This is a genomic window from Paenibacillus sp. GCM10027629, assembly GCF_042676425.1.
GTDB classification, from domain to species: domain Bacteria; phylum Bacillota; class Bacilli; order Paenibacillales; family Paenibacillaceae; genus Paenibacillus_K; species Paenibacillus_K terrigena.
In genome coordinates this window covers 1,467,228-1,488,039 of sequence record NZ_JBHTGZ010000009.1, presented here as the reverse complement: position 1 = coordinate 1,488,039, position 20,812 = coordinate 1,467,228, and the positions used below count along the sequence as shown (strand labels likewise).

The following is a 20,812-nucleotide window of genomic DNA, read 5'->3' as shown; positions in this document are numbered from 1 at the left end:
GGAGAGTGCCGTGGCTTCACAGCGTATTCGTATTTCCATTCCTAAGACGTATTCTGAAATATGGCATGACACGATTTCCATTGCGGTCTTATGTGTCATTATTCTTTACATCGGCCTATTATGGAATAGTCTGCCGAGTCAAGTGCCAATCCACTTTAATGCAGAAGGGGACGCTGATGGATGGGGGAGCAGAACCATTCTACTGCTCTTGCCGGGAGTCAGCCTCATCTTGTACATTGCATTCTCGATTGTGAGCCGTTATCCGCATCGATTCAATTATCCCGTTGTCATTACGGCTGAGAATGTACAAGAGAAGTACACATTATCAAGACTCCTAGTCAGCTGGCTGAAGCTTGAGACGATCCTTGTGCTAAGTTATATCGAATGGAGTATGCTGCAGACCGCTGTAGGGGAAAATCACGGGGTTAGCTTCTGGCTATTGCCTGTCTGTATAGCTGTGATGCTGTGTACAATTGGATGGTGTCTGTTCCTCATGTTGCGTAACTCCAAAAAGCCTCTAGCGTAGCGAACTACGTTAGAGGCTTTTTGGTTAAGATAGCAGGTGCTGATTCAGCACCTCTGGAATTTCATTTAATGATGTGACGGTGTACAAAGTAGAGTCTGGATCAAGCGTGTAGTCCACCATATTGTATTTCCATTCATTTTGCTGCTTGAGGTAGATGACGCTGAGTCCAGCTTCAAGTGCAGGGGTGACATCCGTCCGCAACGAATTCCCGATCATCCAAGTCTTCTGCCGATCGAATTGACCTTCGTACAAAATCGATTCGAGTGCTTCTCGATTCTTATGCTGACGAATGTAGATACGATCATGGAAGAACTCTCTCAGCTTCATCTCATCGATTTTGCGCTGTTGGATGAGGATCTCTCCGCCAGTATAGAGGGAGAGTGTATGTCCTTCTTCTCGGAGATGTGACAATGTCTCGAACATCCCAGGGTAAGGCTCAACTGGCTGCTCATATACGCTGCGCCCGAGCTGCATTAGCTGCTCTTCTTCCTTCGGATGCACAGGTCTTCCGTGTAGAACACTGAAATAGCGGTACGTATCAACGAAGGACTCGGGGAAATGCTCGCTAACGAATCCGTCTCGATTTACGCGTTCGAGATCAATATCGATTTGTTTTTTCTTGATGTGTTCCGTCCGGATATCATACGTGTGAAACCACGTCTCCATAAGATCTAGGAATTGTTCGATGATGAGGTAGAAGTATTTGTTGCAATAAATAAGCGTATCGTCGAGATCGAAGATAATATTCTGCTGTGTTGTTTGCTGTGTCATCGTGATTTCACTCCTTTCTTTAAGCAGTTGCTTCTTTGATGAACGTTGATGGCTAGAGGCGCAGATACGACTCAAGGAAGAGCTGCATCTCAGCAATCCCATCTGCACGGATACTGTATTTCTCATTCTCATCATTAAGATGTGTACGCAGCAAGCCTGCGACGCGTAGAATCCGAATATGTGAGCCGACAGCTTCGGGAGTCATCTGCATAATCTCAGCGACTTCGGATGTTGACCGCAGCTCTTGCGCGAGGTAACGCAATATCAACAAACGTTTTGGGTCGGATAGTGCGCGCGTGAAGCGAGCGAGACCAATGGGAACTTGATGCTCATTCGTCTCTGGCAAGTCAATCGCATATTGAATCAGCAGCATCCCGTTCAATTTCACATAATAGTTCATAGGACGGCTATGAATCATAGGCATGAGTATGATCGTATGTAAGTGATCTAGGGGCTCAACGACGACACCATTCGTCGCATATTCGACAAGGTCGATCGGATCCATCTTGGAGATCAGCTGCTGCTTCTCCTTCGCATCTTCTTCAAGAAACGGTATTAGTGTATGCTCAATCTCGGCAAAATATTGCTCGTACCATGCTTTGATTAGCGGTGTATAAGAGTCGCGGATGCGTGCAACGTCCTCCTTGGCCACATGATCGACATAAGGGGTTGTCTGTGCGTACAGCTCGTCCAAATCGCAAGTCTCTAGATAATGAATACATGATGGGATATCCGTCTTCGGCTCACGTAGAATTGTCCACAAATAGAGAATATCGTAGTCTATCATTTCCGATGAACGAAATGTATCGATTTGCTCGACAATGGTTGGATCGAGTCGACAGGATACGTCATCAATCCACTCCTGACCCCAATCTAAATCATTAGTCCACTTCCGTGTCGTATATATCAAGAAGCTGCACAATAGTTCATACATTGAAGAATGATAGACTTTGATCTGATAACTCATGATACAAATTCCTCCCATACAAGTCACAGTCCGAAGAACTGCTCTTGTTATTATGGCTTGTTTTACAACCAATTGTCCACTATTATGTTCAGTATAACGATAGATCCGCAGAAGGAGAATAACGTGATGATGAAAGTTGATAAATTGTTGAAAAAAATACCCGAATCGACAATCCTTGACCATATTAGTCTAGAAGTAGAAGAAGGGGAGTTTATCGCAATTATTGGTCCGAGCGGCAGTGGTAAATCAACCTTTCTGAAATGCCTCGCCATGCAAGAGAAATGGACATCGGGAAGGTACATGGTTGATGATATGGATATTTTCGCGAACAAGTTCGCAGGAACACGTAAAATTCGACGGGAGTGCGCATATATCGAGCAGAGTCCGACGCTGCATCCGAAGAAAACAGCACTTAAGAACGTCTTGATCGGACAATATCATCAAACGCCGCTCTGGCGTATGGCGACGGGAATGGTTCGTTCAGATGATTATATGGGTGCAATGGATACGATTGAGCAAGTAGGGCTGCTAGATAAAGCGAAGCTCAAGATTGAACAATTAAGCGGGGGTGAACGTCAGCGTGTTGCGTTGGCGCGTGCGCTTGTGCATGGGGCTAAAGTTATTCTAGCAGATGAGCCTGTATTAGGTCTCGACCCGAAATCCGTGGATTCGGTCATGCAGCAGCTCCAGAATTTATGTCGTGAGCAACGGATTACGGTTATTGCCGTTATTCAACAGGTTGAATTAGCAGAACGTTATGCGAGTCGATTGATTGGACTCTCACAAGGGAAGATTGTCGTCGATGTGAAGGGACGCCGTCTGATGCAGTCGGAGAAAAATAAAATTTTCAATTAATAAGATTGATAGATGATAATGAATATTTATGTCGAAAGAGTGATCGAATTGACGAGCATTGTAATGTCTTTGTCACTCTTTTTTTGCTGTGCTACTCTATAATTTGAGAGGTGTAGTGATAGAGTAGATTACATAGAATAGGATGAGATCAATATGAAAAACAAGACGAAAATTGCGCTAGTAATCATGCTGATCGCGTGTGCCTATGTTATTTTTCAAATGACTGTTTTGGGAGATTCATCAAAGGTTCAGGTGAAAAGCAACTTAACGGAGGCGCCATCGCCGACCGTAACATCTTCTACGTATACTCCTGGTGATGTGAAGGAGCCTTCTGAGCCTTCAACACCGCAGAAGGATAGCGAGAAGAATAAAGAGGGATCGAAAGTTCAGCCTCCGCATTCGAAAGAGGACCAATCCGATAAGAAGAAGCCGACGGATAAATCAGATCAACAGAAACAATCTGATAAGCCGAAACAACCGGAAGAAGTGAAGCAGCCTAACAAAGCGACGAAACCACTTGTTGGCAAAATAGCTTATATAACATTTGATGATGGAGCGAGTCCGCATACGATGGGATTACTCGACGTGCTTAAAGAGTATGATGTCGAAGCAACCTTTTTCATGCTGGAGCCTAATATGCGTCGATATCCGGAAGCTGTAAAACGGCTGGTTAAAGAGGGACATATGCCAGCGATGCATGGCGTTACGCATCAAGTGAAGAAATATTATGCATCCAGGACATCTGTTGTTAGTGAGATGGCAGCAGGGCAGAAGACAATTCAGAAATTGACTGGAGCAGAGACTTGGCTTATCCGCACGCCGTATGGTAGTGCTCCCTATATGAAGAAAGACTATATGAAGGCTGTCAAAGATGCTGGATTTACACTATGGGATTGGAATGTCGATAGCCTTGACTGGAAATACCGGGATGCACGTTACGTGGATACCGTGAAGAAAGAAGTGCTTGGACTCGAGAAGAAAAATATTTCGCCTGTTATCCTAATGCATGACCGAAAAGAAACGCTTAAGTACTTACCGCAAGTGTTGAAATTTTTGAAAGATCGCGGATATCAATTCAAGACGCTAGACGAGACGCTTAAACCGATTCAATTCAGTAAAGGCTAAGGGCAAGGTGAAATAAGGGAGTGTGATCAAGGTTGAAATGTAGGTTGTCCGTTATTCTCCTATTTAGCTGCCTGATGATCGTGCTGAGCGGCTGTGAAATTACGAAGGATCCTCGGGCATTAATGAGCATCCCTCGCTTGCCTGAAGATAAGGAAAATCTGTATAGCCTGATTATGGAAGATCTTCCCGAAGGGGGCTCCATCATCCGGCCGACGAATATTAATGATACGAGTGCCATTCGCATTACGGATCTTAATCATGATGGGGTCAGCGAAGCTGTAGTATTCTATCGAACTCCAGATCAACCGGTTCGAATTCATGGAATGATCTGGGAGAATAATGGAGATACATGGCGTAAAAAATTGGATTTCGATGGAGAAGGCTTTGAACTCGATTCCTTTGATCTGGTTGATGTAACCCATGACGGGACTATCGAGATGATCGTCGGCTATTCAAGTGGTGATACAGAAGTACAGAAAGGCCTTATTGTCTATTCTTACAAAGATAATCAAATGGTTAAAATGTTAGAAAAATCATATTCCTCTTATGTCATTAATGATTTGAACGGGGATGGAAAGTTCGAACTTAGTCTCTTGAACTTCAAGCAGGGTCAGACAGCCGAGCTGACTTCGATTCAGTACAATGAAATTACAGAGAAGTTCGAACCGTTAAGTTCACTGAAGTTGGATCCAACCGTCAATACGTATTACAACGTCGTGACCGGGAAAGTATCTGAAGATGTGCAAGGGATCGTGCTCGATGCTTCCGTAGGTGCACATTCCGCGTATACGGACGTTATTATAATGAAGGATAATAAGCTTACGAAGGTGCTCTCATCGGAACAGACATATAAACCTTATGCAACTTATAGCTCCGATGAAGATAAGGACGGTATTCTGGAGATTGCCATGCTGGAGACGCCATATGGTTGGGAAGATGAGGGTCTCGCAGGTATTCCATGGTTCATAACATATCATAAATGGGATGGAGATCATGGGCTGAAGTTCGTTCTTGAGCAGTATCGGGATTTACAAGATCGGTTCTATTTCAATTTCCCGCCGGAATGGCATCATAAAGTAACGATTTCCCGAAGATCCAAATTGGAAGAATACCTCAATTTCATCAATATCGATACAGGCGAGACGATGGCAGAGATCCGATTCTTCTCGTTATCTGCATGGGAGAAGAACCATACAGGATGGAAAATGCTTGCGAGAACCGAAGAGCATATTATTGGCCTTCGGAGCAGTTATGATTTGAGTTCAGGGAAAGGCAATGTTGAACTCACGCCAATTGAAATAACAAAGAGGTGACATTCATGAGTAAAGTTCTAATTCTTGAAGATGAAGAATCCATTCGCAGTTTTATCGTGATTAACTTAAAACGAAATGGACTTGAGGTTGTTGAAGCGGCGACCGGAGAAGAAGCGCTTGAGAAATTCAACGCCGACCCGACATTCGATATAGCACTACTCGACGTGATGGTGCCAGGCATTGACGGATTTGAGGTATGTCGTAAAATTCGGGAGACGAACGAGCGAATTGGTATAATATTCTTAACGGCTAAGGTTCAGGAACAGGATAAAGTCTATGCACTCTCCGTTGGTGCTGATGACCATGTGAGCAAGCCATTCAGTCCAACAGAACTAATCGCTCGGATTCAATCCTTATTGCGACGGGTCAATGTGCATAGTGAGTCCGGTGCGAAGATTAGCTTCGAATCAGGACCATTCACACTTGATCTGATCGCCAAACAATTCAAGAAAAATCATCAAATTATCGAGTTGACGCCAACGGAGTTCTCCTTGATTCAATTATTCCTGGAGCGCGAGGATGTGCCACTTAGCCGCGATGTCTTGCTGGATCATGTCTGGGGCAAGGATTACATGGGGGATCCCAAAATTGTGGATGTAAATATTCGAAGATTGCGTCAGAAGCTGGAAGATGACCCGTCCACACCGATGTTCATTGAAACCGTATGGGGTCATGGATACAAGTGGAAGGGAAGCCGACATGTTTAAAAAAGGATTGCGGCGATCCGTCGTCATGCATTATTTCATCGTCGTATTCTTGACGATTATGATCGTCGAGGTGATCTTCATGATCTCGATCCAGTCCTATTATTACAATACGATATCGAACTACATGTCAAATCATGCGAATCAAGCCACATCGTATTACCAGAAATTCGTCGGTGTGTCCTATGCATCGGAGAATGACCCGAATTATTTGCCCGATATTCTAAAAATGTTCAATCTAGAGAATACCGAGCTGCAAGTCTTAAATACGCGGGGCGATGTGCTGATTAGTTCGTCAGGGTTCCAAGTGGAGAAAGGAATACAGACTTCCGACATAGCGCAAGCAGTCCATGGCAAACAAGAAACGTGGATTGGAAGTCAGGTCGGTACGGGCGAGCATGTGATGGCTGTTTCGACACCGCTTATGGATCAAGGCCAGACATTGTATATTCTGAGATACGTGACGTCGCTCGAAGCCATCAACAATAAAATATCGAACATTATACTCATTTCAGTCGCTGTGGGCATCGTCGTACTCGCGGTGGTTCTGCTGATCAGCTTTGGTCTTGCGAATTCGATCGTCAAACCGATCAACAACATCACAGCGTTCTCTGCGCAGATGGCGAAGGGACGGTTTGATGTGCGAGTCGAAGGGGATTACAGGTATGAGCTAGGTGAATTAGCTTCATCACTGAACTATATGGCTGAAGAAATCGTTCGCAGTGATCAGGTGAAGAATGATTTCGTATCATCGATTTCTCACGAGCTCCGCACACCGTTGACAGGGATCAAAGGATGGACTGAAACGCTCGTATCTGGCAATTTCTCTGATCCTGAAGAGACGAAGCTGGGGATGACGATTATTGCCAAGGAGACAGATCGATTGATTGGGCTTGTTGAAGAGCTATTGGATTTCTCAAGATTGCAGCAGAAAGAAGTGAAGCTGCATCAAGATCCTGTTGATATTATAGGGCTCCTGACAGAGACGAAGCTTCAAGTTCGAACCAAAGCGGAACAGAAGCAGGTACGGCTTACGATTAATGTGAGCGGCGTACCGGTACCGATCATTGGTGATTTCAATCGATTGAAGCAAGTATTCTTGAATATCATCGATAATGCCCTTAAGTTCTCGCATGTCCAATCGAACATCTTCATTCACATCGAATATGAGCCGAAGGAATGTATCGTAACGGTTCGTGATACAGGTATCGGAATTACTCAAGATCACATTACCAAAGTGACGGAGAAGTTCTACCAGGTGAATCCGTTAGGCGGGGGCACAGGACTTGGTCTCGCGATTACGAGAGAATTGGTCGAGCAGCATGGAGGGACACTAACCATCACGAGTATTTCGGGGGAAGGAACGTCCGTCATCGTATCTTTGCCGAAATGCGATAAAATGCATGAGATCATTCAGGACGAGTCTGATGTGTAATCGATAATGCGTAGAAATGAATCATATACCTTATATGAAAGGCGGTACTTATACTTATAAGTATCGCCTTTTTGGCATGCTATGGAAAGTTGGTAACGGCAGGGAAGCTGGGGGTCCAATATCACTGCCCGTTGCGTTAGCGCATGTCTTTGTCGCTGAAGGGCATCCTAAAATGACGAAGATAACCTGATATATTCCATCTTTTTGAAAATTGACCAACATTATATTGTATTGAATCAGGAAAACGTTGGATTACTCGAATTTTGTCGAAAATAATTGTTGTATATTCATGCATGATAACGTATAATTCTCCTTGCGCCATGATAATAAGACATAAGAGGATTGATCGAATGAAAAGAATTAACGCATTGCTTGCATGTTTATTAACAATCATGTTGATTGCCGGTTGTAGTGGAGTGAATTCCGATGCATCTGGACAATCAACGAACAGTAAAAAATTGGTACTTGGAACAAGTGCAGATTACCCTCCGTATGAGTTTCATAAGAAAATCAACGGTACGGATGAAATTGTAGGATTTGATATTGAAATCGCGAAAGAGCTCGCGAAAGATATGGGTGCAGAACTCGTCATTGAAGATATGAAATTTGACAGTCTGCTGCTCGCGTTAAACTCCGGTAAGATTGATATCGCCATGGCGGCCATGAATCCAACGGAAGAACGTAAGAAGAATGTAGACTTTTCATCGATCTACTATACATCGGATCAAGCCGTCTTGGTACGTGCTGAAGACAAAGATAAGTATAAGACGATGGATGATTTGATCGGGAAGAACATCGGGGCTCAGAAGTCGACGATTTACGAAGATATTGCCCGAGCTATTCCGAATGCCAAGGTTGATGCGCTGAGTAAAATGTCAGATATCCTTCTTAGCCTTGAATCCAAACGCGTTGATGCCCTAATCGTGGAGCTGCCTGTTGCAGAATCTTACGAGAAGAACCGTTCAACACTCGCTATTGCAGACGCACGCCCGAAGTCAGAGGATAACGGTTATGCAGTTGCTGTGAAGAAGGGCCGCGAAGATCTTGTGAGTCAAATGAATAAGACCATTGATCGCTTGATGAGCGAAGATAAAGTGAAGAAATATGTAACAGATGCAACGAAGCTTGCGGAAGAAGGCGATTCCAACATATGGACGATCCTCGTGCAATACAAGTCTACATTCCTTAGTGGAGTATGGTGGACGTTACTCTTATCGCTTGTTACCGTTGTGTTCGGCTTCATTCTTGGTGTTATTCTAGTTCTAATGCGCCGTTCTCGAATTAAGCCATTCAAGTGGTTGGCTATAGCTTATATTGAGTTTTTACGCGGGACTCCGCTTATGGTTCAGTTGTTCATTATTTACTTCGGACTGCCCTCCATTGGTATTGAGTTCCCGAAATTCATTGCAGGTGCGATAGCATTATCCCTCAATAGTGCGGCATATCTTGCGGAGATCTTCCGTGCAGGTATTGAGTCTGTTGACAAAGGACAGCTCGAAGCTGCACGTTCACTCGGGATGAGCCAAAGCATGGCGATGCGTTACATTATTCTCCCGCAAGCTCTGAAGCAAGTGCTTCCGGCGATTGGTAATGAGTTCGTCGTTATTATTAAAGAATCGTCCATTGTCTCCCTGATCGGGATTACAGATATTATGTTTCAAGAAGAAGTTGTACGTGGAAGCACTTATGCAGGGTTACCACCGCTTATCATTGCGGCTGTGCTGTACTTCATTCTTACATTTACGTGCTCTAAGCTACTTGGAGTCGCAGAACGGAGGCTGAAGGCAAGTGATTAAGGTAACAGACCTGCACAAACATTATGGCAAGCTTGAAATCCTGAAAGGCATCGACATGACCATCGAAAAAGGGGAAGTCGTTGTTGTGATCGGTCCGAGTGGATCGGGGAAAAGTACTTTTCTACGATGCCTTAATCTGCTTGAAGTTCCTACGAAAGGAACGATCCAATTTGAAGGGAATGCAATTACAGATAAATCGCACAATATCAATGCCACACGCGAGAAAATGGGCATGGTGTTCCAGCAATTTAACCTGTTCCCGCATATGACTGTCTTAGACAATATTACGCTTGCGCCGCTAAAGGTATTGAAGAAGGACAAAGCTTCGGCGGAGCAAATTGCGCTCGATTTACTTCGCCAAGTTGGTCTCGAAGATAAGAAGAATGCTTATCCTTCGCAATTATCCGGTGGGCAGAAGCAGCGTATTGCGATCGCTCGTGCGCTTGCTATGCAGCCGCATGTGATGTTGTTCGATGAGCCGACATCAGCGCTTGATCCAGAAATGGTCGGGGAAGTGCTGGATGTCATGAAGTCCCTCGCAGCACAAGGGATGACGATGGTGATCGTCACGCATGAGATGGGATTTGCCCGCGAAGTCGGTGATCGAATCGTGTTCATGGATGGCGGGAATATTGTCGAGGAAGGCGATCCGCAGACGGTATTCAGTCATCCGAAGCATCCGCGTACGCAAGAATTTCTTAGCAAAGTACTCTAATCGAGTCGTTCTTACAATCCTCCGTCCAAGCAAGGACGGGGGATTTTTGCATGAGAACCCAGTGACACGGGTATTGTGATAAATTGTTGGTGAGGTACCGAAATTTAGGTATTGACAAAAAAAGTTTCCCTAGTACAATTTAATTAGTAGAACATTTATGATTCCTCTGAATAAGATGCATTGAAGTGGCTTTTATTTTTACCCTAAAAGTTGCACTAAGGAAAAATATTTTGTCCAATACACAATTGACATAGACAGGTATGAGGAAAGTACCACCAGTAAGATAGGAGTGATTGTTATGGAGAACAATGTAGAAATGAAACCATTGAGTGAACCAGCTTTTGCGAAGAAAGCATGGCGACAAGAACGGGATCAGCATTCTTTACCTGAAGTTTATCGGTCCATGAAAATTCCTAAGACAGGTTCATGGCTCAAGAAGTTTTTAGCATTTGCGGGCCCAGGTTATCTTGTTGCCGTAGGTTACATGGATCCGGGGAACTGGGCGACGAGTATTGCCGGAGGTTCGATGTTCGGCTATACGCTACTGTCCGTTATCTTCATTTCCAACTTGATGGCGATGTTACTGCAGGCACTTGCTGGCAAACTAGGGATCGTAACGGGGCGTGATCTTGCGCAAGCTTGCCGAGATCATTATACGAAACCAGTGAATTTCGTATTGTGGGTGCTGTGTGAGCTGGCGATAGCCGCTTGTGATTTGGCCGAAGTCATCGGGGCAGCGATAGCGTTAAATTTGTTATTCGGGATTCCACTTGTATATGGCGTATTAATTACCGCAGTGGATGTCCTCATCGTTCTGCTCCTTCAGAACAAAGGGTTTCGATATATCGAGATATTAGTCATTTTATTGATCGTAACGATTGGCGGCTGTTTTGTGGTTGAATATTTCTTATCCAGACCGGATCTTGGTGGAATTGCACGTGGATTCATTCCTAGTGCTGAGATCATTACGAACCCAACGATGTTGTATATTGGCATCGGAATTCTAGGGGCCACCGTCATGCCTCATAATTTGTATCTGCACTCATCCATTGTACAGACCCGGGGCTACGACGAGAACTCGGCAGGGAAACGTCAAGCGATTAAATACTCGACTTGGGATTCATCCATCGCCCTATTATTCGCGTTATTCATCAATGCATCGATTTTGATCATTGCATCTGCCACCTTCCATGAAGCGGGTATGACGAGCATTGCGGATATCGGAGATGCCTATCATATGTTGACACCACTACTCGGCACAACACTAGGCAGTATCGTTTTTGGGGTCGCTCTACTAGCATCGGGCCAGAACTCGACGTTAACAGGAACGTTAGCAGGACAGATCGTCATGGAAGGTTTCCTGAATATTCGACTCAAACCATGGCTGCGCCGCTTAATTACGCGGATGATCGCTATTATTCCAGCGGTTATCGTAACGGTAATGTATGGTGAGAAGGGTGTTAGTGATTTGCTCATCCTGAGTCAAGTGATTCTCTCGCTCCAGCTGTCCTTTGCAGTCGTACCACTCGTGAAATTTACAAGCGATCCTGCTAAAATGGGTGAGTTTGTAAATAAGTCTTGGATCAAATGGACGGCATGGTTCGTAACTATCGTCATCATTGTATTGAATGCATATCTGTTATACAATACCTTCTTTGGTTAAATAAAAGTCGTTTTATCATTGGAAGACCTATTCGATTCGAGCCTCAAAACTCGAAGAATAGGTCTTTTTGCTGTAATTGTATCAAAAAATTAATCATGAAAAATGCTGATACACCGCGTGGTTGCGCGATTTGTTAAAATTTGCTTGCGCACTGGTTACAAAATTGTGATATATTGATTGAGCCGAAACTTCGCTTGTTGAAGTGCGGGGGATGATTCACAGCTGAATGGATAATACCAAAATCCACAAGAATCGATTCAGCTAGGGGTGAAGCGCCATGAGCGTAGGGTTGTATCCTCAACCCAAACCCGACAACTAACCTCGTAGGCGTATGAAAAGGAGGAATTATGAAAATTTTTAATCTGAAGAAATTGTCCATTACGTTGTTTACTGCATTCTTAGCTGTTCAATCGATTACTGTTGTTGCAGCAGCGCCTTATTACGCGAAAGACGGAGATACGTTCTTCAAAATCGCAAAGACGAACAGCATCGATATGAATGATCTCATGAAGGCGAATCCGAACGTCGATCCACTCAATATCTATCAAGGATTAAAGATTGAATTTCCTGGAGCCAAAGAAACAAAAGCTGAGGTTGCCTCAGCACCGCCTGTGGCAGATTCGAAGGTGACTGCAAAATCTGCATCGGAGCCTACAGTGATTAAAGAAGAGAAACCAGAGCCAAAGAAAAAGGAAGCAGCAGTGTCTGCATCGTCTGATAATGTGGTCCAAATCTCTGGAGAGCCTACAAGCTACAAGAAGTCCTTGAATGTGAAAGCGACAGCCTATACAGCAGCTGCAAGTGAGAATGGATCGTGGGCAGGATTAGATTATTTCGGTAATCAATTAACGCATGGTACCATTGCTGTTGATCCTAAAATGATTCCGCTAGGAACAAAGGTATTCGTGACAGGTTACTCATTCAATGGTCTGCCAGCCGGTGGGTTCGTCGGTAGAGCCAATGACATTGGTGGCAGCATAAGAGGGAATCGCATTGATATCTTCGTAGATACAACGCAATCGAGTGCAAGTAAATTCGGCATTCAAAATGTAAAAGTATTTGTATTATCCTAAATGCGAAAAACGCTTCCCATCCTTGAACAAGGATGCAGGAAGCGTTTCTGCGTTCATCGCGTTATGCATTGTTCTTACGCACATGAAACATATCGGTGAGTGTGACGAATTGATAACGCTTATTTTTTAATCGTTCAATCACGCGAGGCAGAGCTTCCAACGTTCCATTCAAGACGCCCCCAACATTCCCTCCAGCATGCTGCAAAATGATCGAACCCGGCCGGGTTGTCGTTAAGATATTGCTCATGACCCTTTGAGCGCTAAGACCTCGCCAATCCTGCGAATCAACATTCCAATTGACAATGATATACCCTTGGCTCCCAGCCCACCTTACTTGCTGCTCATTGATCTCCCCATAAGGGGGGCGAATGAACTTAGGGTGATACCCGATAATTCGATGCAGTATGGCGTCCGTCCGCAAAATTTGCTGTTTGAATTTGACCATGGACAATTTCGTGAGCAGAGGATGATTGTAGGTATGGTTGCCAACGAGATGTCCTTCTCGAACCATACGTCTTATGATATCAGGATGTTTTTCTGCTCGGTAACCCATTACGAAAAATGTCGCTTTCACGTTATATTCTTTTAACACATCTAGCACTTTACCTGTGAATTCATCAGGCACGTCATCGAAAGTTAGGGATACGCGCCTGGCATTGGAAGCTCCGCTATTCTTGAAAATCGTAGGGTACTTATGGCGCAAAGCGGATAATGCTCGATAGCTTTCTTCAGCACGAGATTGTCGTCTAGACTTGGCACGCTCGGATTTCTTGCGATGTGAGACCGTTTGTCTTGTCGTACCTGGTTCAGGCTTATGATCCGTTCCCTTGGAATGAAGTGTAACAGGGGATGTCTCTAGCGCCTTGGGTAGCGGTGAGGAATTTGAAGAATTTGAACAACCGCCACAGAGAACCAGCAGGACTAGGAACAATATACAACACGAACGCAAGCGAATCCCCTCCCTTCATACTCTGATATGCACATTCGGAATCCGTCTCCTTGTTATGTCCTTTTCAATGGTGAATTATGCGAATGTTACCAAAGGAATCAAGCTCAAATGTGAACATTGTCACAGCTTCTGCTAGCATGGCAAGTCATAGTATAAGGAGGCCAAAACCCTGTATATTAGGAGGGCGCGTGTGAATATTGTTAAGTCGAATGTCAAGATCGCAAAAGACGTATACCTGATGAAAATCGAAGGACAGTTTGAAGGGCGAATGGGGCAATTCTACATGCTACGGGCGTGGTCAGATTATCCTGTGCTTTCCAGACCTATCAGTATATATGATCTCAGTGAGCATGAGATTAGTTTCTTATATCACGTCATTGGGGAAGGGACAGAACGTTTCAAGCAGCTTGAAGCGGGGGACTCAATTCAGCTGGAAGGCCCGTATGGCAATGGCTTCCCAGAGGCTCAAGGCAAAGTGGCGCTCGTCGGTGGGGGAATCGGTATCGCGCCATTATATCTAGCTGCGAAGCAGCTGCATCAACCAGATATATATCTTGGGTTTAGCCGAGAATCCTATCTGGTCGATGAATTTAGGCCCTTCGCAGGCGATGTTGTCTGTGATGTAGGCGGAATTATTGTGAATCAAATCGATTACGCAAAGTATGACACGATTATCACGTGCGGACCGCATGTCATGATGCAAGCTTTGGTGGAACGTGCGCAAGGATCGGGTGCAGAAGTCTATGTTTCGCTGGAGAAGCGGATGGCTTGTGGGATTGGTGCATGTCTTGTATGCAGCGTCATGTGCCAAGGTGGAAATCGAAAGGCGTGTGTGGATGGGCCGGTATTTGCAGCGGAGGAGGTTCGATTTGATGCTTAACATGGCATGTGAAATTGCGGGTGTACCTTTTAAGAATCCAATTGTGATGGCGTCAGGTACGTTTGGTTTCGGTAAAGAATATGCCAAGCTCTACGATATCAATCGACTTGGCGGTATTTCAGGTAAAGGGTTGACCCTTGCTCCGAAGGCAGGAAATCCTGGTGTTCGTGTCTGGGAGACCCCTTCCGGTATGCTGAATAGTGTCGGTCTTGAGAATCCGGGGATTGAATACTTTCTGAAAGAAGAAGCCCCGTATTGGGAGATATTGGATACGGCGCGGATCGTCAACCTTGGCGGCGGGTGTATGGAGGATTATCGGATCGGTGCAGAGATGATTACAGCGCATGAGAAGAAGCTGAGAGAAGTTGGACGCTGCTCCATCGATATCATCGAGTTGAATATTTCATGCCCGAACGTGAAGGAAGGCGGGATCGCCTATGGCGTTCAGACAGAGACAGCACGACAGGTCGTTCGAGAAGTTCGTCAAGCGACATCACTGCCTCTCGTCGTGAAATTATCGCCAAATGCTGAGAACATTGCAGAGATGGCGTATATGTGTGAAATAGAAGGTGCGGACGGGGTATCACTCATTAACACGATATCGGGAATGAAGATTGATACGCGTTCTCGCAAAAGTGTCTTCCACAACCTCTATGCAGGCTTGTCAGGTCCTGCGATTAAGCCAATAGCCTTACGCATGGTACACCAAGTGGCTCAGCATGTGAAGATTCCGATTATGGGTATGGGCGGGATCACGACGGCGAGTGATGTCATCGAGTTTATTATGGCTGGGGCTTCGGTAATCCAGATCGGCACGTACAACTTTATGAATCCACGTGCAGGTGAACAGATGACAGAAGGTATCAAGAAATGGATGGAACAAGAGAAGGTCTCTACGCTGGAAGAAATTCGTGGGATCTTATAATGAACATAAAAAACACAGGGAGAGTAGATTCCTGTGTTTTTTATTTTTCTTAACAACGGAGTTCGTATAGAATACAATCCAATACGTGAACCGATCGTGCCGAATCCGCACTTTATGAATGATTTTATTTAGGTTATGAAAAAAATTCGAAACCGGATTCCAAATGACGACGTAATACAGTAACATAAACATAATAACAGATCCATTGAGGAGGAGTACCACATGTCTATTTTCAAAAGATTACGCGACCTAACTCTATCGAATGTCTATGCTCTCATTGAGAAAGCTGAAGATCCAGTGAAATTGACGGATCAATATATTCGTGACATGACGGAAGACTTGGAAGATGCCGAGAAAGCCGTTGCACAACAAATCGCGATTGAGAAGAAATTCAAGCAGCAATATGAAGAGCAAGTAGCGCTCGTGAAGAAGCGTGAAGAGCAAGCACACATGGCGGCGCAAGCGCAAAACATTGATCTGGCCCGCCGTGCATTGGAAGAGAAGAGATCTGCTGAGCAGAAGATGAACGAGTTCAAAATTGGTTACGATCAGAACAAAGCTGCAGCAGATAACCTTCGCGGTAAGCTTGAAGAAATGCGCAAGCAATTAACCGAGATGAAGAACAAGCGTGAGACGCTGATTGCTCGTTACAACGCGGCGAAAGCGCAAAATGAAATCAATAAAGCGATGACTGGCTTTGGTTCTGATACAGCAGCAGCGGGCTTAAAACGGATGGAAGAGAAAATGCTGCAAATGGAAGCACAGGCTGAAGCAAGTAATGAGATGGCTTCCAAAGACAAATCGCTCGATGATGAATTTGCGGCACTGAACAAAGACAAAGTAGTTGATGATGAGCTTGCAGCGCTTATGAAACAATACGAGAATAAATAAATAAGATAAGTACGATGGTTGTAGGAAGGAAGGGGAGCGCGAGGGCGTTTTTCTTCCTTTCCCAATGAATGGAACCTTTTTGGAGGAGGCTTAACATGACAATCGCAATTCAGGATATTCTGCGAATTCTTGTCTGGACGGGGATGGGCACGGTTCTACTCTGTGTCATTATGTTCGTGGACTCACTGTTTACACCGTATAAAGATATGGACGAGATCAAGAAGGGGAATACAGCCGTAACAACTCGCTTCGTTATGAAGCTGCTCGCGCAAGGTTATATCCTGTCCTCATCGATCGCAAAGACGGATAGTCTCTGGGATGGGCTTATCATCTCGTTCGTATCCTTTATCATCCTGCTCGTGATTGAATGGATTGTTCGCTTGGTATTGCGCAGAAGCTTCGGTCTGAAGCTGGATGAAGGCACGAAGGAAGGTTTTATGCCGCATGCATTATTCGGAGGTTCTCTGCATATTGTCGGAGCATTGATCATCTCCGCTTGTCTGTAATGAAACCGACGGTATCTAAGATTGAAGGAGCGTAAGACATGAGTATATTCAATCGTATCAAGAACATACTAGCGAAGCCCGAGCCACCCAAAGCGGAGCGAAACATTCTGCAGCTTGGGCCTGGTGATGCTGTAGAAGTATCATTAGTCACTTATCAAATTACGGGAAGAACGAATAACCGTCAACGGAATGCCGTTGTCTTGACATTACAGGATGGGAATACGATTCGTTATTTGCATATTGAGGAACGCGAGCAAGTCGTCTATGCTTTGTACGAGCCAATTGATGGCCGACTCGATGAACCGGATGAAGTTCCGACGACCATTGAAATGGAAGACCGTACGTATTACATGGAAGAGCAATATTCCGGTAATGTGCTCGTAACGGGCAAGACGCCATTCATGCAAGCAGGGGAGCAATATGTATGGCAGTATCAATCGGATGATTATAAGCTGCTGCGCATCGAATGGCAGAATGGAAGATTTATGTTATATGAGGGTGACAAAGTGATTTCTGGAGATGTGCAGGTCCTTAGAGGAACGTAATCGCTAGAATTGAGAGGTCAATAAGTCGGCTATGATTTTTTGAACAACCGCTAGAAGCAAGGAGCGTGAACCAAGTGTCGAAGTGGCTACAGTATGTCATTAAAAGTGTACTCGTCGTTGCGTTAATGGCTTCGGTTCTGACGGGTTGCGGTTCTCCGAATGTTAGCGATACGTATCCGCTCGAATCTGTGAATAAGTCGGGTTCAGAGACCTCGTATATCTATCGTGCAGAAGGGAAGACCGTTCCGGTTGTAGCGGCGGAGCTGTCCGACCAGCAGAAGCCGGAGCAGAAATCGAAGGAAGATCCGGATCATATGTTCCTAGTCTATTCGGACAAGTGGATTCATGTGATGAAGGACGAGAAGAAGCCTGAGGATTCTCTCATTGAGGTTGACTCGAAAGAATACGTCCAGCGAAATTATAACCCAAGCTTTTTGGAAGCTTATCTGATTGGTAGTCTTGTAAGCGATCTATTTGATTCATTCGGCGGCAAGAAGTATGGTAATTATCGCGGTTATACGAGCTATGAGAAGTATAAGCCGAATAAACAATACCATGCACCTAGCACCAATGAGAAAAAATCGATTCCTCCAATGACGGTGGAACGAAAAGGCTCTATATTCAAACGGGGAAGCTCAAGCAGCAGTTCTTCGAAATCGGATGATTCTGGCGGACTGTTCAGCAAGAAGAAGTCTTCAGGCAGTATCTCCAAGAATAAGAGCAGTGGATCGGGTTCGTTCTTCTCTCCTTCGAAATCGAAGGCGCCAAGGACGAAGTCAGGAAGCGGTAGAATCTCCAAGCGAGGCAGGCGATAAGCTAACGCATCGCAGGTTGAGAATGAGAAAAAACCTTTGCATGTCAGCCAAGATTGGGCTGCGGTAGCAAAGGTTTTTTTGGTAAGTATTCGGGGACGCCGAAGGCGTTTATGCTTGTGTAATCCTACGCTCAATCGCATCGGACATCGTCTTATCAGTGAGATGCGCGTAGACCTCGGTGGTCTCTGTCGAGGCGTGCCCAAGCTGCTCCTTGGTCTTATAAATATCATTTTGCAAGTAATAATCGGTTGCAAAGGAGTGGCGGAGCTTATGGATCGTCAAGTAGGGCTTCCCGAACCGTTTGGCATATTTGATGATCATCTCCTGCATGGCCCGCTTCGTCATACGTTTCCCTTCCTGCTGCCCATTCGGGATTGCGAGAAATAGAGCCTTCTCTTTACGTGGTGCACTATAGCGTACAGGCCGCATCTCCATGTAGGTGATTAGGTCAGGCTTCGCCTCCTCGCGAAAGTATACGGGGGCTTTGAAGGTCTCATCGTGATTCCCTTTGCGATAAACATAGACAAGTTTGTTATTGAGGTCGACATCTTCCATGTTCAAATTCACGACTTCGGATACCCGCAAGCCAGAGTTTAGAATCAAGCTGGTGATACATGCATCGCGCTGCTTGTTCAGTTCATAGGCATATAGTGCTTGTTTGTTGTTCGCAACATCTTGCCCATAGCCTTCTTGTATGTATTGAATGAATGCGGCGAGTTCATGTTCTTCGAGCAATTTTCCTTTGAGCTTGGATGCGGTATCTTTTGGTTTATGTATGCGCTTGATCTCAACTTTGGCCATAATATTGCGCTTTAACAAGGGATAGAATTGCTCGTCCTCGGCAATTTGGCTTAGATAATGAAATATCGAACGAAGGGAGGAGAGTTTCCTCGAAATGGTTACTTTTGCGTTCGTATTCTCCTTAAATGTGGACAGGAAAATTCGATAGTTCACGATCGATTCCATATGTAATACTTCAAGGTCTTGTAAGGTAATGTCCTTCATTACTTGAGCTGTTGTGAGTCCTTCGGCCATAAGCCAGGAGAAGAAGATCTCATAGTCACGCGTATACTCTAAGAGGGTGGATGGTGACAGGTCCGGCAGCTTATAATCGATAAACTGCTGAACGTACCAAGGGAATCGTGGCACCTTCTGTTCCAGCTCTTGTCGGTCTTTTATTTTCTGGATGTTCAACGGATTCACTTCTTTCGCTATGGTCTTCTTATGATGATTATAGTGGATTTCGAAGGTTTATCCTAGGGCGGGAACCAAGATGGCTTGTTCGATTGGGAAGGTTCCTGTACTCTAGATAAGAGAGATGTACTGTATCTAGAGGAAGGAATGGGAATGGAATGACACTACGAATTGGAATGATCGGTCTAGGAGACATTGCACAGAAGGTATATTTGCCCCTTCTGTCTGTACATAAAGATGTTGAAATTGCAGGTGTGATGAGCACGACGCAAGCGACGGTGGATCGGATGTTGCGCCAGTACCGGCTGCCCTTCGGCACAACACGCTTCGAGGAATTAATAGATCGCGGTTTGGATGCTGTATTCATCCATAGTCCAACGGAATCGCATTATGAACTTGTTACAGCTTGCTTGAATCGAGGGATCCCCGTATATGTCGATAAGCCGCTGTCGTACCATCTAGCAGAATCCATTGCAATGGCTTCACGAGCCGAGGCGAAGGGAGTATCACTTGCTGTAGGCTTCAATCGAAGATTCGCGCCGCAGTATGTACAGGCCAAGCAGTGGCTTGAAGAACAAGGCGGCATCGAGTACCTCGCAGTACAGAAGCATCGGACACGATTACAGTCTCACAACGCCAAAATGACGATATACGATGATCTCATTCATATGTTAGATATGATGATCTGGCTTGGCGGAGCGAACTATGAGGTGGGTACCAAATCACTACGTATCAATGAAGAAGGAAAGATGCTGAGCGCATCGGGTATGCTTCATTTTGACCATTCGGATGCTTCCTACAGCATGGTGCGGCATGCAGGGGCTGATCTGGAGAAGCTGGAGCTGCACGGACATGGACGTTCCGCGGAAGTGACGAATATGGAACAAGCTATTATGGCTGAGAAAGGCAACGCGCCAACCTACCACACCTTCGGTAGTTGGGATACGGTACTACGACGTCGAGGGTTCGAAGGTGCTGTGCATCATTTCCTATCGACATTGAAAACACCGGAGCAATGCAGCATTCGCGCAGATCAGGTCTTGGAAAGTCATCAATTAGCCGAACAGATAAGCATCATTTGAACATGTATCAATGATTCATTCTAATGTATCTCCGGAAGAATCTTAGTATGTTGGAAGAGCTCTCCACATATGATGTTTTATT

Annotated in this window: 21 protein-coding genes and 1 riboswitch; of the genes, 17 read left to right on the top strand and 4 right to left on the bottom strand. The window is 45.0% G+C overall.

The window, feature by feature from the left end; genetic code table 11:
- Positions 1-10 precede the first annotated feature (10 nt).
- Complete coding sequence (locus ACFQZR_RS16325; RefSeq protein WP_018755654.1) at positions 11-526, top strand: DUF1648 domain-containing protein; 516 nt, start codon at positions 11-13, stop codon at positions 524-526.
- A 24-nt stretch (positions 527-550) separates the two neighbouring features.
- Here ACFQZR_RS16325 and ACFQZR_RS16320 read toward each other — a convergent pair whose 3' ends face one another.
- Positions 551-1,297, bottom strand: a complete 747-nt coding sequence (locus ACFQZR_RS16320; RefSeq protein ID WP_379347643.1) for an HAD family hydrolase — start codon at positions 1,295-1,297, stop codon at positions 551-553.
- Positions 1,298-1,349: 52 nt separating this feature from the next.
- Positions 1,350-2,264: an ArsR/SmtB family transcription factor gene (locus ACFQZR_RS16315; protein ID WP_379347641.1), complete on the bottom strand. Its 915-nt coding sequence runs from the start codon at positions 2,262-2,264 to the stop codon at positions 1,350-1,352.
- A 126-nt stretch (positions 2,265-2,390) separates the two neighbouring features.
- Between ACFQZR_RS16315 and ACFQZR_RS16310 the strand changes: the two genes are divergently transcribed.
- From ACFQZR_RS16310 to ACFQZR_RS16270, 9 genes are all read left to right on the top strand, one after another.
- The gene (locus tag ACFQZR_RS16310; RefSeq protein WP_379347639.1) at positions 2,391-3,119 is read left to right on the top strand and encodes a phosphonate ABC transporter ATP-binding protein; all 729 of its coding nucleotides are present in this window, start codon (positions 2,391-2,393) and stop codon (positions 3,117-3,119) included.
- 153 nt (positions 3,120-3,272) lie between these two features.
- Positions 3,273-4,244: a polysaccharide deacetylase family protein gene (locus ACFQZR_RS16305; RefSeq protein WP_379347637.1), complete on the top strand. Its 972-nt coding sequence runs from the start codon at positions 3,273-3,275 to the stop codon at positions 4,242-4,244.
- Between the two features lie 32 nt (positions 4,245-4,276).
- Positions 4,277-5,557, top strand: coding sequence for a hypothetical protein (locus ACFQZR_RS16300; protein ID WP_379347635.1), 1,281 nt, complete (start codon positions 4,277-4,279; stop codon positions 5,555-5,557).
- Between the two features lie 5 nt (positions 5,558-5,562).
- Positions 5,563-6,264: a response regulator transcription factor gene (locus ACFQZR_RS16295; protein WP_018755660.1), complete on the top strand. Its 702-nt coding sequence runs from the start codon at positions 5,563-5,565 to the stop codon at positions 6,262-6,264.
- Positions 6,257-7,696, top strand: a complete 1,440-nt coding sequence (locus ACFQZR_RS16290) for a sensor histidine kinase (RefSeq protein ID WP_379347632.1) — start codon at positions 6,257-6,259, stop codon at positions 7,694-7,696. Before ACFQZR_RS16295 ends, ACFQZR_RS16290 begins: the two co-directional genes overlap by 8 nt.
- A gap of 350 nt (positions 7,697-8,046) precedes the next feature.
- The gene (locus ACFQZR_RS16285) at positions 8,047-9,492 is read left to right on the top strand and encodes an ABC transporter substrate-binding protein/permease (RefSeq protein ID WP_379347630.1); all 1,446 of its coding nucleotides are present in this window, start codon (positions 8,047-8,049) and stop codon (positions 9,490-9,492) included.
- Positions 9,485-10,207 carry an amino acid ABC transporter ATP-binding protein gene (locus ACFQZR_RS16280; RefSeq protein ID WP_379347628.1) on the top strand — a complete coding sequence of 241 codons (723 nt, stop codon included), beginning with the start codon at positions 9,485-9,487 and terminating at the stop codon, positions 10,205-10,207. The genes ACFQZR_RS16285 and ACFQZR_RS16280 overlap by 8 nt, the downstream gene beginning before the upstream one ends.
- Positions 10,208-10,505: 298 nt before the next feature.
- The gene (locus tag ACFQZR_RS16275; protein ID WP_379347626.1) at positions 10,506-11,870 is read left to right on the top strand and encodes an Nramp family divalent metal transporter; all 1,365 of its coding nucleotides are present in this window, start codon (positions 10,506-10,508) and stop codon (positions 11,868-11,870) included.
- Between the two features lie 170 nt (positions 11,871-12,040).
- Positions 12,041-12,215, top strand: a riboswitch (cyclic di-AMP (ydaO/yuaA leader).
- Positions 12,216-12,217: 2 nt separating this feature from the next.
- The gene (locus ACFQZR_RS16270) at positions 12,218-12,943 is read left to right on the top strand and encodes a 3D domain-containing protein (protein WP_379347624.1); all 726 of its coding nucleotides are present in this window, start codon (positions 12,218-12,220) and stop codon (positions 12,941-12,943) included.
- Positions 12,944-13,004: 61 nt separating this feature from the next.
- Here the strand turns inward: ACFQZR_RS16270 and ACFQZR_RS16265 are convergent, their stop codons facing one another.
- The gene (locus ACFQZR_RS16265; RefSeq protein WP_379347622.1) at positions 13,005-13,892 is read right to left on the bottom strand and encodes a polysaccharide deacetylase family protein; all 888 of its coding nucleotides are present in this window, start codon (positions 13,890-13,892) and stop codon (positions 13,005-13,007) included.
- Between the two features lie 190 nt (positions 13,893-14,082).
- On the opposite strand from ACFQZR_RS16265, the gene ACFQZR_RS16260 reads away from it, so the two are divergent.
- From ACFQZR_RS16260 to ACFQZR_RS16235, 6 genes are all read left to right on the top strand, one after another.
- The gene (locus tag ACFQZR_RS16260; protein WP_379347620.1) at positions 14,083-14,772 is read left to right on the top strand and encodes a dihydroorotate dehydrogenase electron transfer subunit; all 690 of its coding nucleotides are present in this window, start codon (positions 14,083-14,085) and stop codon (positions 14,770-14,772) included.
- Positions 14,765-15,697: a dihydroorotate dehydrogenase gene (locus ACFQZR_RS16255; protein ID WP_379347618.1), complete on the top strand. Its 933-nt coding sequence runs from the start codon at positions 14,765-14,767 to the stop codon at positions 15,695-15,697. The genes ACFQZR_RS16260 and ACFQZR_RS16255 overlap by 8 nt, the downstream gene beginning before the upstream one ends.
- 222 nt (positions 15,698-15,919) lie before the next feature.
- The gene (locus tag ACFQZR_RS16250) at positions 15,920-16,588 is read left to right on the top strand and encodes a PspA/IM30 family protein (RefSeq protein ID WP_018755669.1); all 669 of its coding nucleotides are present in this window, start codon (positions 15,920-15,922) and stop codon (positions 16,586-16,588) included.
- Positions 16,589-16,689: 101 nt separating this feature from the next.
- Entirely contained in the window at positions 16,690-17,094 is a 405-nt protein-coding gene (locus ACFQZR_RS16245; RefSeq protein WP_379348884.1) for a DUF350 domain-containing protein, read from the top strand.
- 38 nt (positions 17,095-17,132) lie between these two features.
- A complete protein-coding gene (locus ACFQZR_RS16240) occupies positions 17,133-17,639 on the top strand; it encodes a DUF4178 domain-containing protein (protein WP_379347616.1) in 507 nt (168 codons plus the stop codon).
- Positions 17,640-17,713: 74 nt separating this feature from the next.
- Entirely contained in the window at positions 17,714-18,454 is a 741-nt protein-coding gene (locus tag ACFQZR_RS16235; RefSeq protein WP_379347614.1) for a DUF4247 domain-containing protein, read from the top strand.
- 108 nt (positions 18,455-18,562) lie between these two features.
- Here ACFQZR_RS16235 and xerS read toward each other — a convergent pair whose 3' ends face one another.
- Positions 18,563-19,648: a tyrosine recombinase XerS gene (xerS, locus tag ACFQZR_RS16230; protein WP_379347612.1), complete on the bottom strand. Its 1,086-nt coding sequence runs from the start codon at positions 19,646-19,648 to the stop codon at positions 18,563-18,565.
- A gap of 158 nt (positions 19,649-19,806) precedes the next feature.
- Between xerS and ACFQZR_RS16225 the strand changes: the two genes are divergently transcribed.
- On the top strand, positions 19,807-20,730 hold the full coding sequence (locus ACFQZR_RS16225; protein ID WP_379347610.1) for a Gfo/Idh/MocA family protein: 924 nt from the start codon (positions 19,807-19,809) through the stop codon (positions 20,728-20,730).
- Positions 20,731-20,812 lie beyond the last annotated feature (82 nt).

What these genes read in the sequence shown, in the direction of transcription:
- ACFQZR_RS16320 (WP_379347643.1), bottom strand. Translation starts at nt 1,297, where the DNA reads ATGACACAGCAAACAACACAGCAGAATATTATCTTCGATCTCGACGAT.
- ACFQZR_RS16315 (WP_379347641.1), bottom strand. Translation starts at nt 2,264, where the DNA reads ATGAGTTATCAGATCAAAGTCTATCATTCTTCAATGTATGAACTATTG.
- ACFQZR_RS16310 (WP_379347639.1), top strand. Translation starts at nt 2,391, where the DNA reads ATGATGAAAGTTGATAAATTGTTGAAAAAAATACCCGAATCGACAATC.
- ACFQZR_RS16305 (WP_379347637.1), top strand. Translation starts at nt 3,273, where the DNA reads ATGAAAAACAAGACGAAAATTGCGCTAGTAATCATGCTGATCGCGTGT.
- ACFQZR_RS16295 (WP_018755660.1), top strand. Translation starts at nt 5,563, where the DNA reads ATGAGTAAAGTTCTAATTCTTGAAGATGAAGAATCCATTCGCAGTTTT.
- ACFQZR_RS16290 (WP_379347632.1), top strand. Translation starts at nt 6,257, where the DNA reads ATGTTTAAAAAAGGATTGCGGCGATCCGTCGTCATGCATTATTTCATC.
- ACFQZR_RS16285 (WP_379347630.1), top strand. Translation starts at nt 8,047, where the DNA reads ATGAAAAGAATTAACGCATTGCTTGCATGTTTATTAACAATCATGTTG.
- ACFQZR_RS16275 (WP_379347626.1), top strand. Translation starts at nt 10,506, where the DNA reads ATGGAGAACAATGTAGAAATGAAACCATTGAGTGAACCAGCTTTTGCG.
- ACFQZR_RS16270 (WP_379347624.1), top strand. Translation starts at nt 12,218, where the DNA reads ATGAAAATTTTTAATCTGAAGAAATTGTCCATTACGTTGTTTACTGCA.
- ACFQZR_RS16255 (WP_379347618.1), top strand. Translation starts at nt 14,765, where the DNA reads ATGCTTAACATGGCATGTGAAATTGCGGGTGTACCTTTTAAGAATCCA.
- ACFQZR_RS16250 (WP_018755669.1), top strand. Translation starts at nt 15,920, where the DNA reads ATGTCTATTTTCAAAAGATTACGCGACCTAACTCTATCGAATGTCTAT.
- ACFQZR_RS16240 (WP_379347616.1), top strand. Translation starts at nt 17,133, where the DNA reads ATGAGTATATTCAATCGTATCAAGAACATACTAGCGAAGCCCGAGCCA.
- ACFQZR_RS16225 (WP_379347610.1), top strand. Translation starts at nt 19,807, where the DNA reads ATGACACTACGAATTGGAATGATCGGTCTAGGAGACATTGCACAGAAG.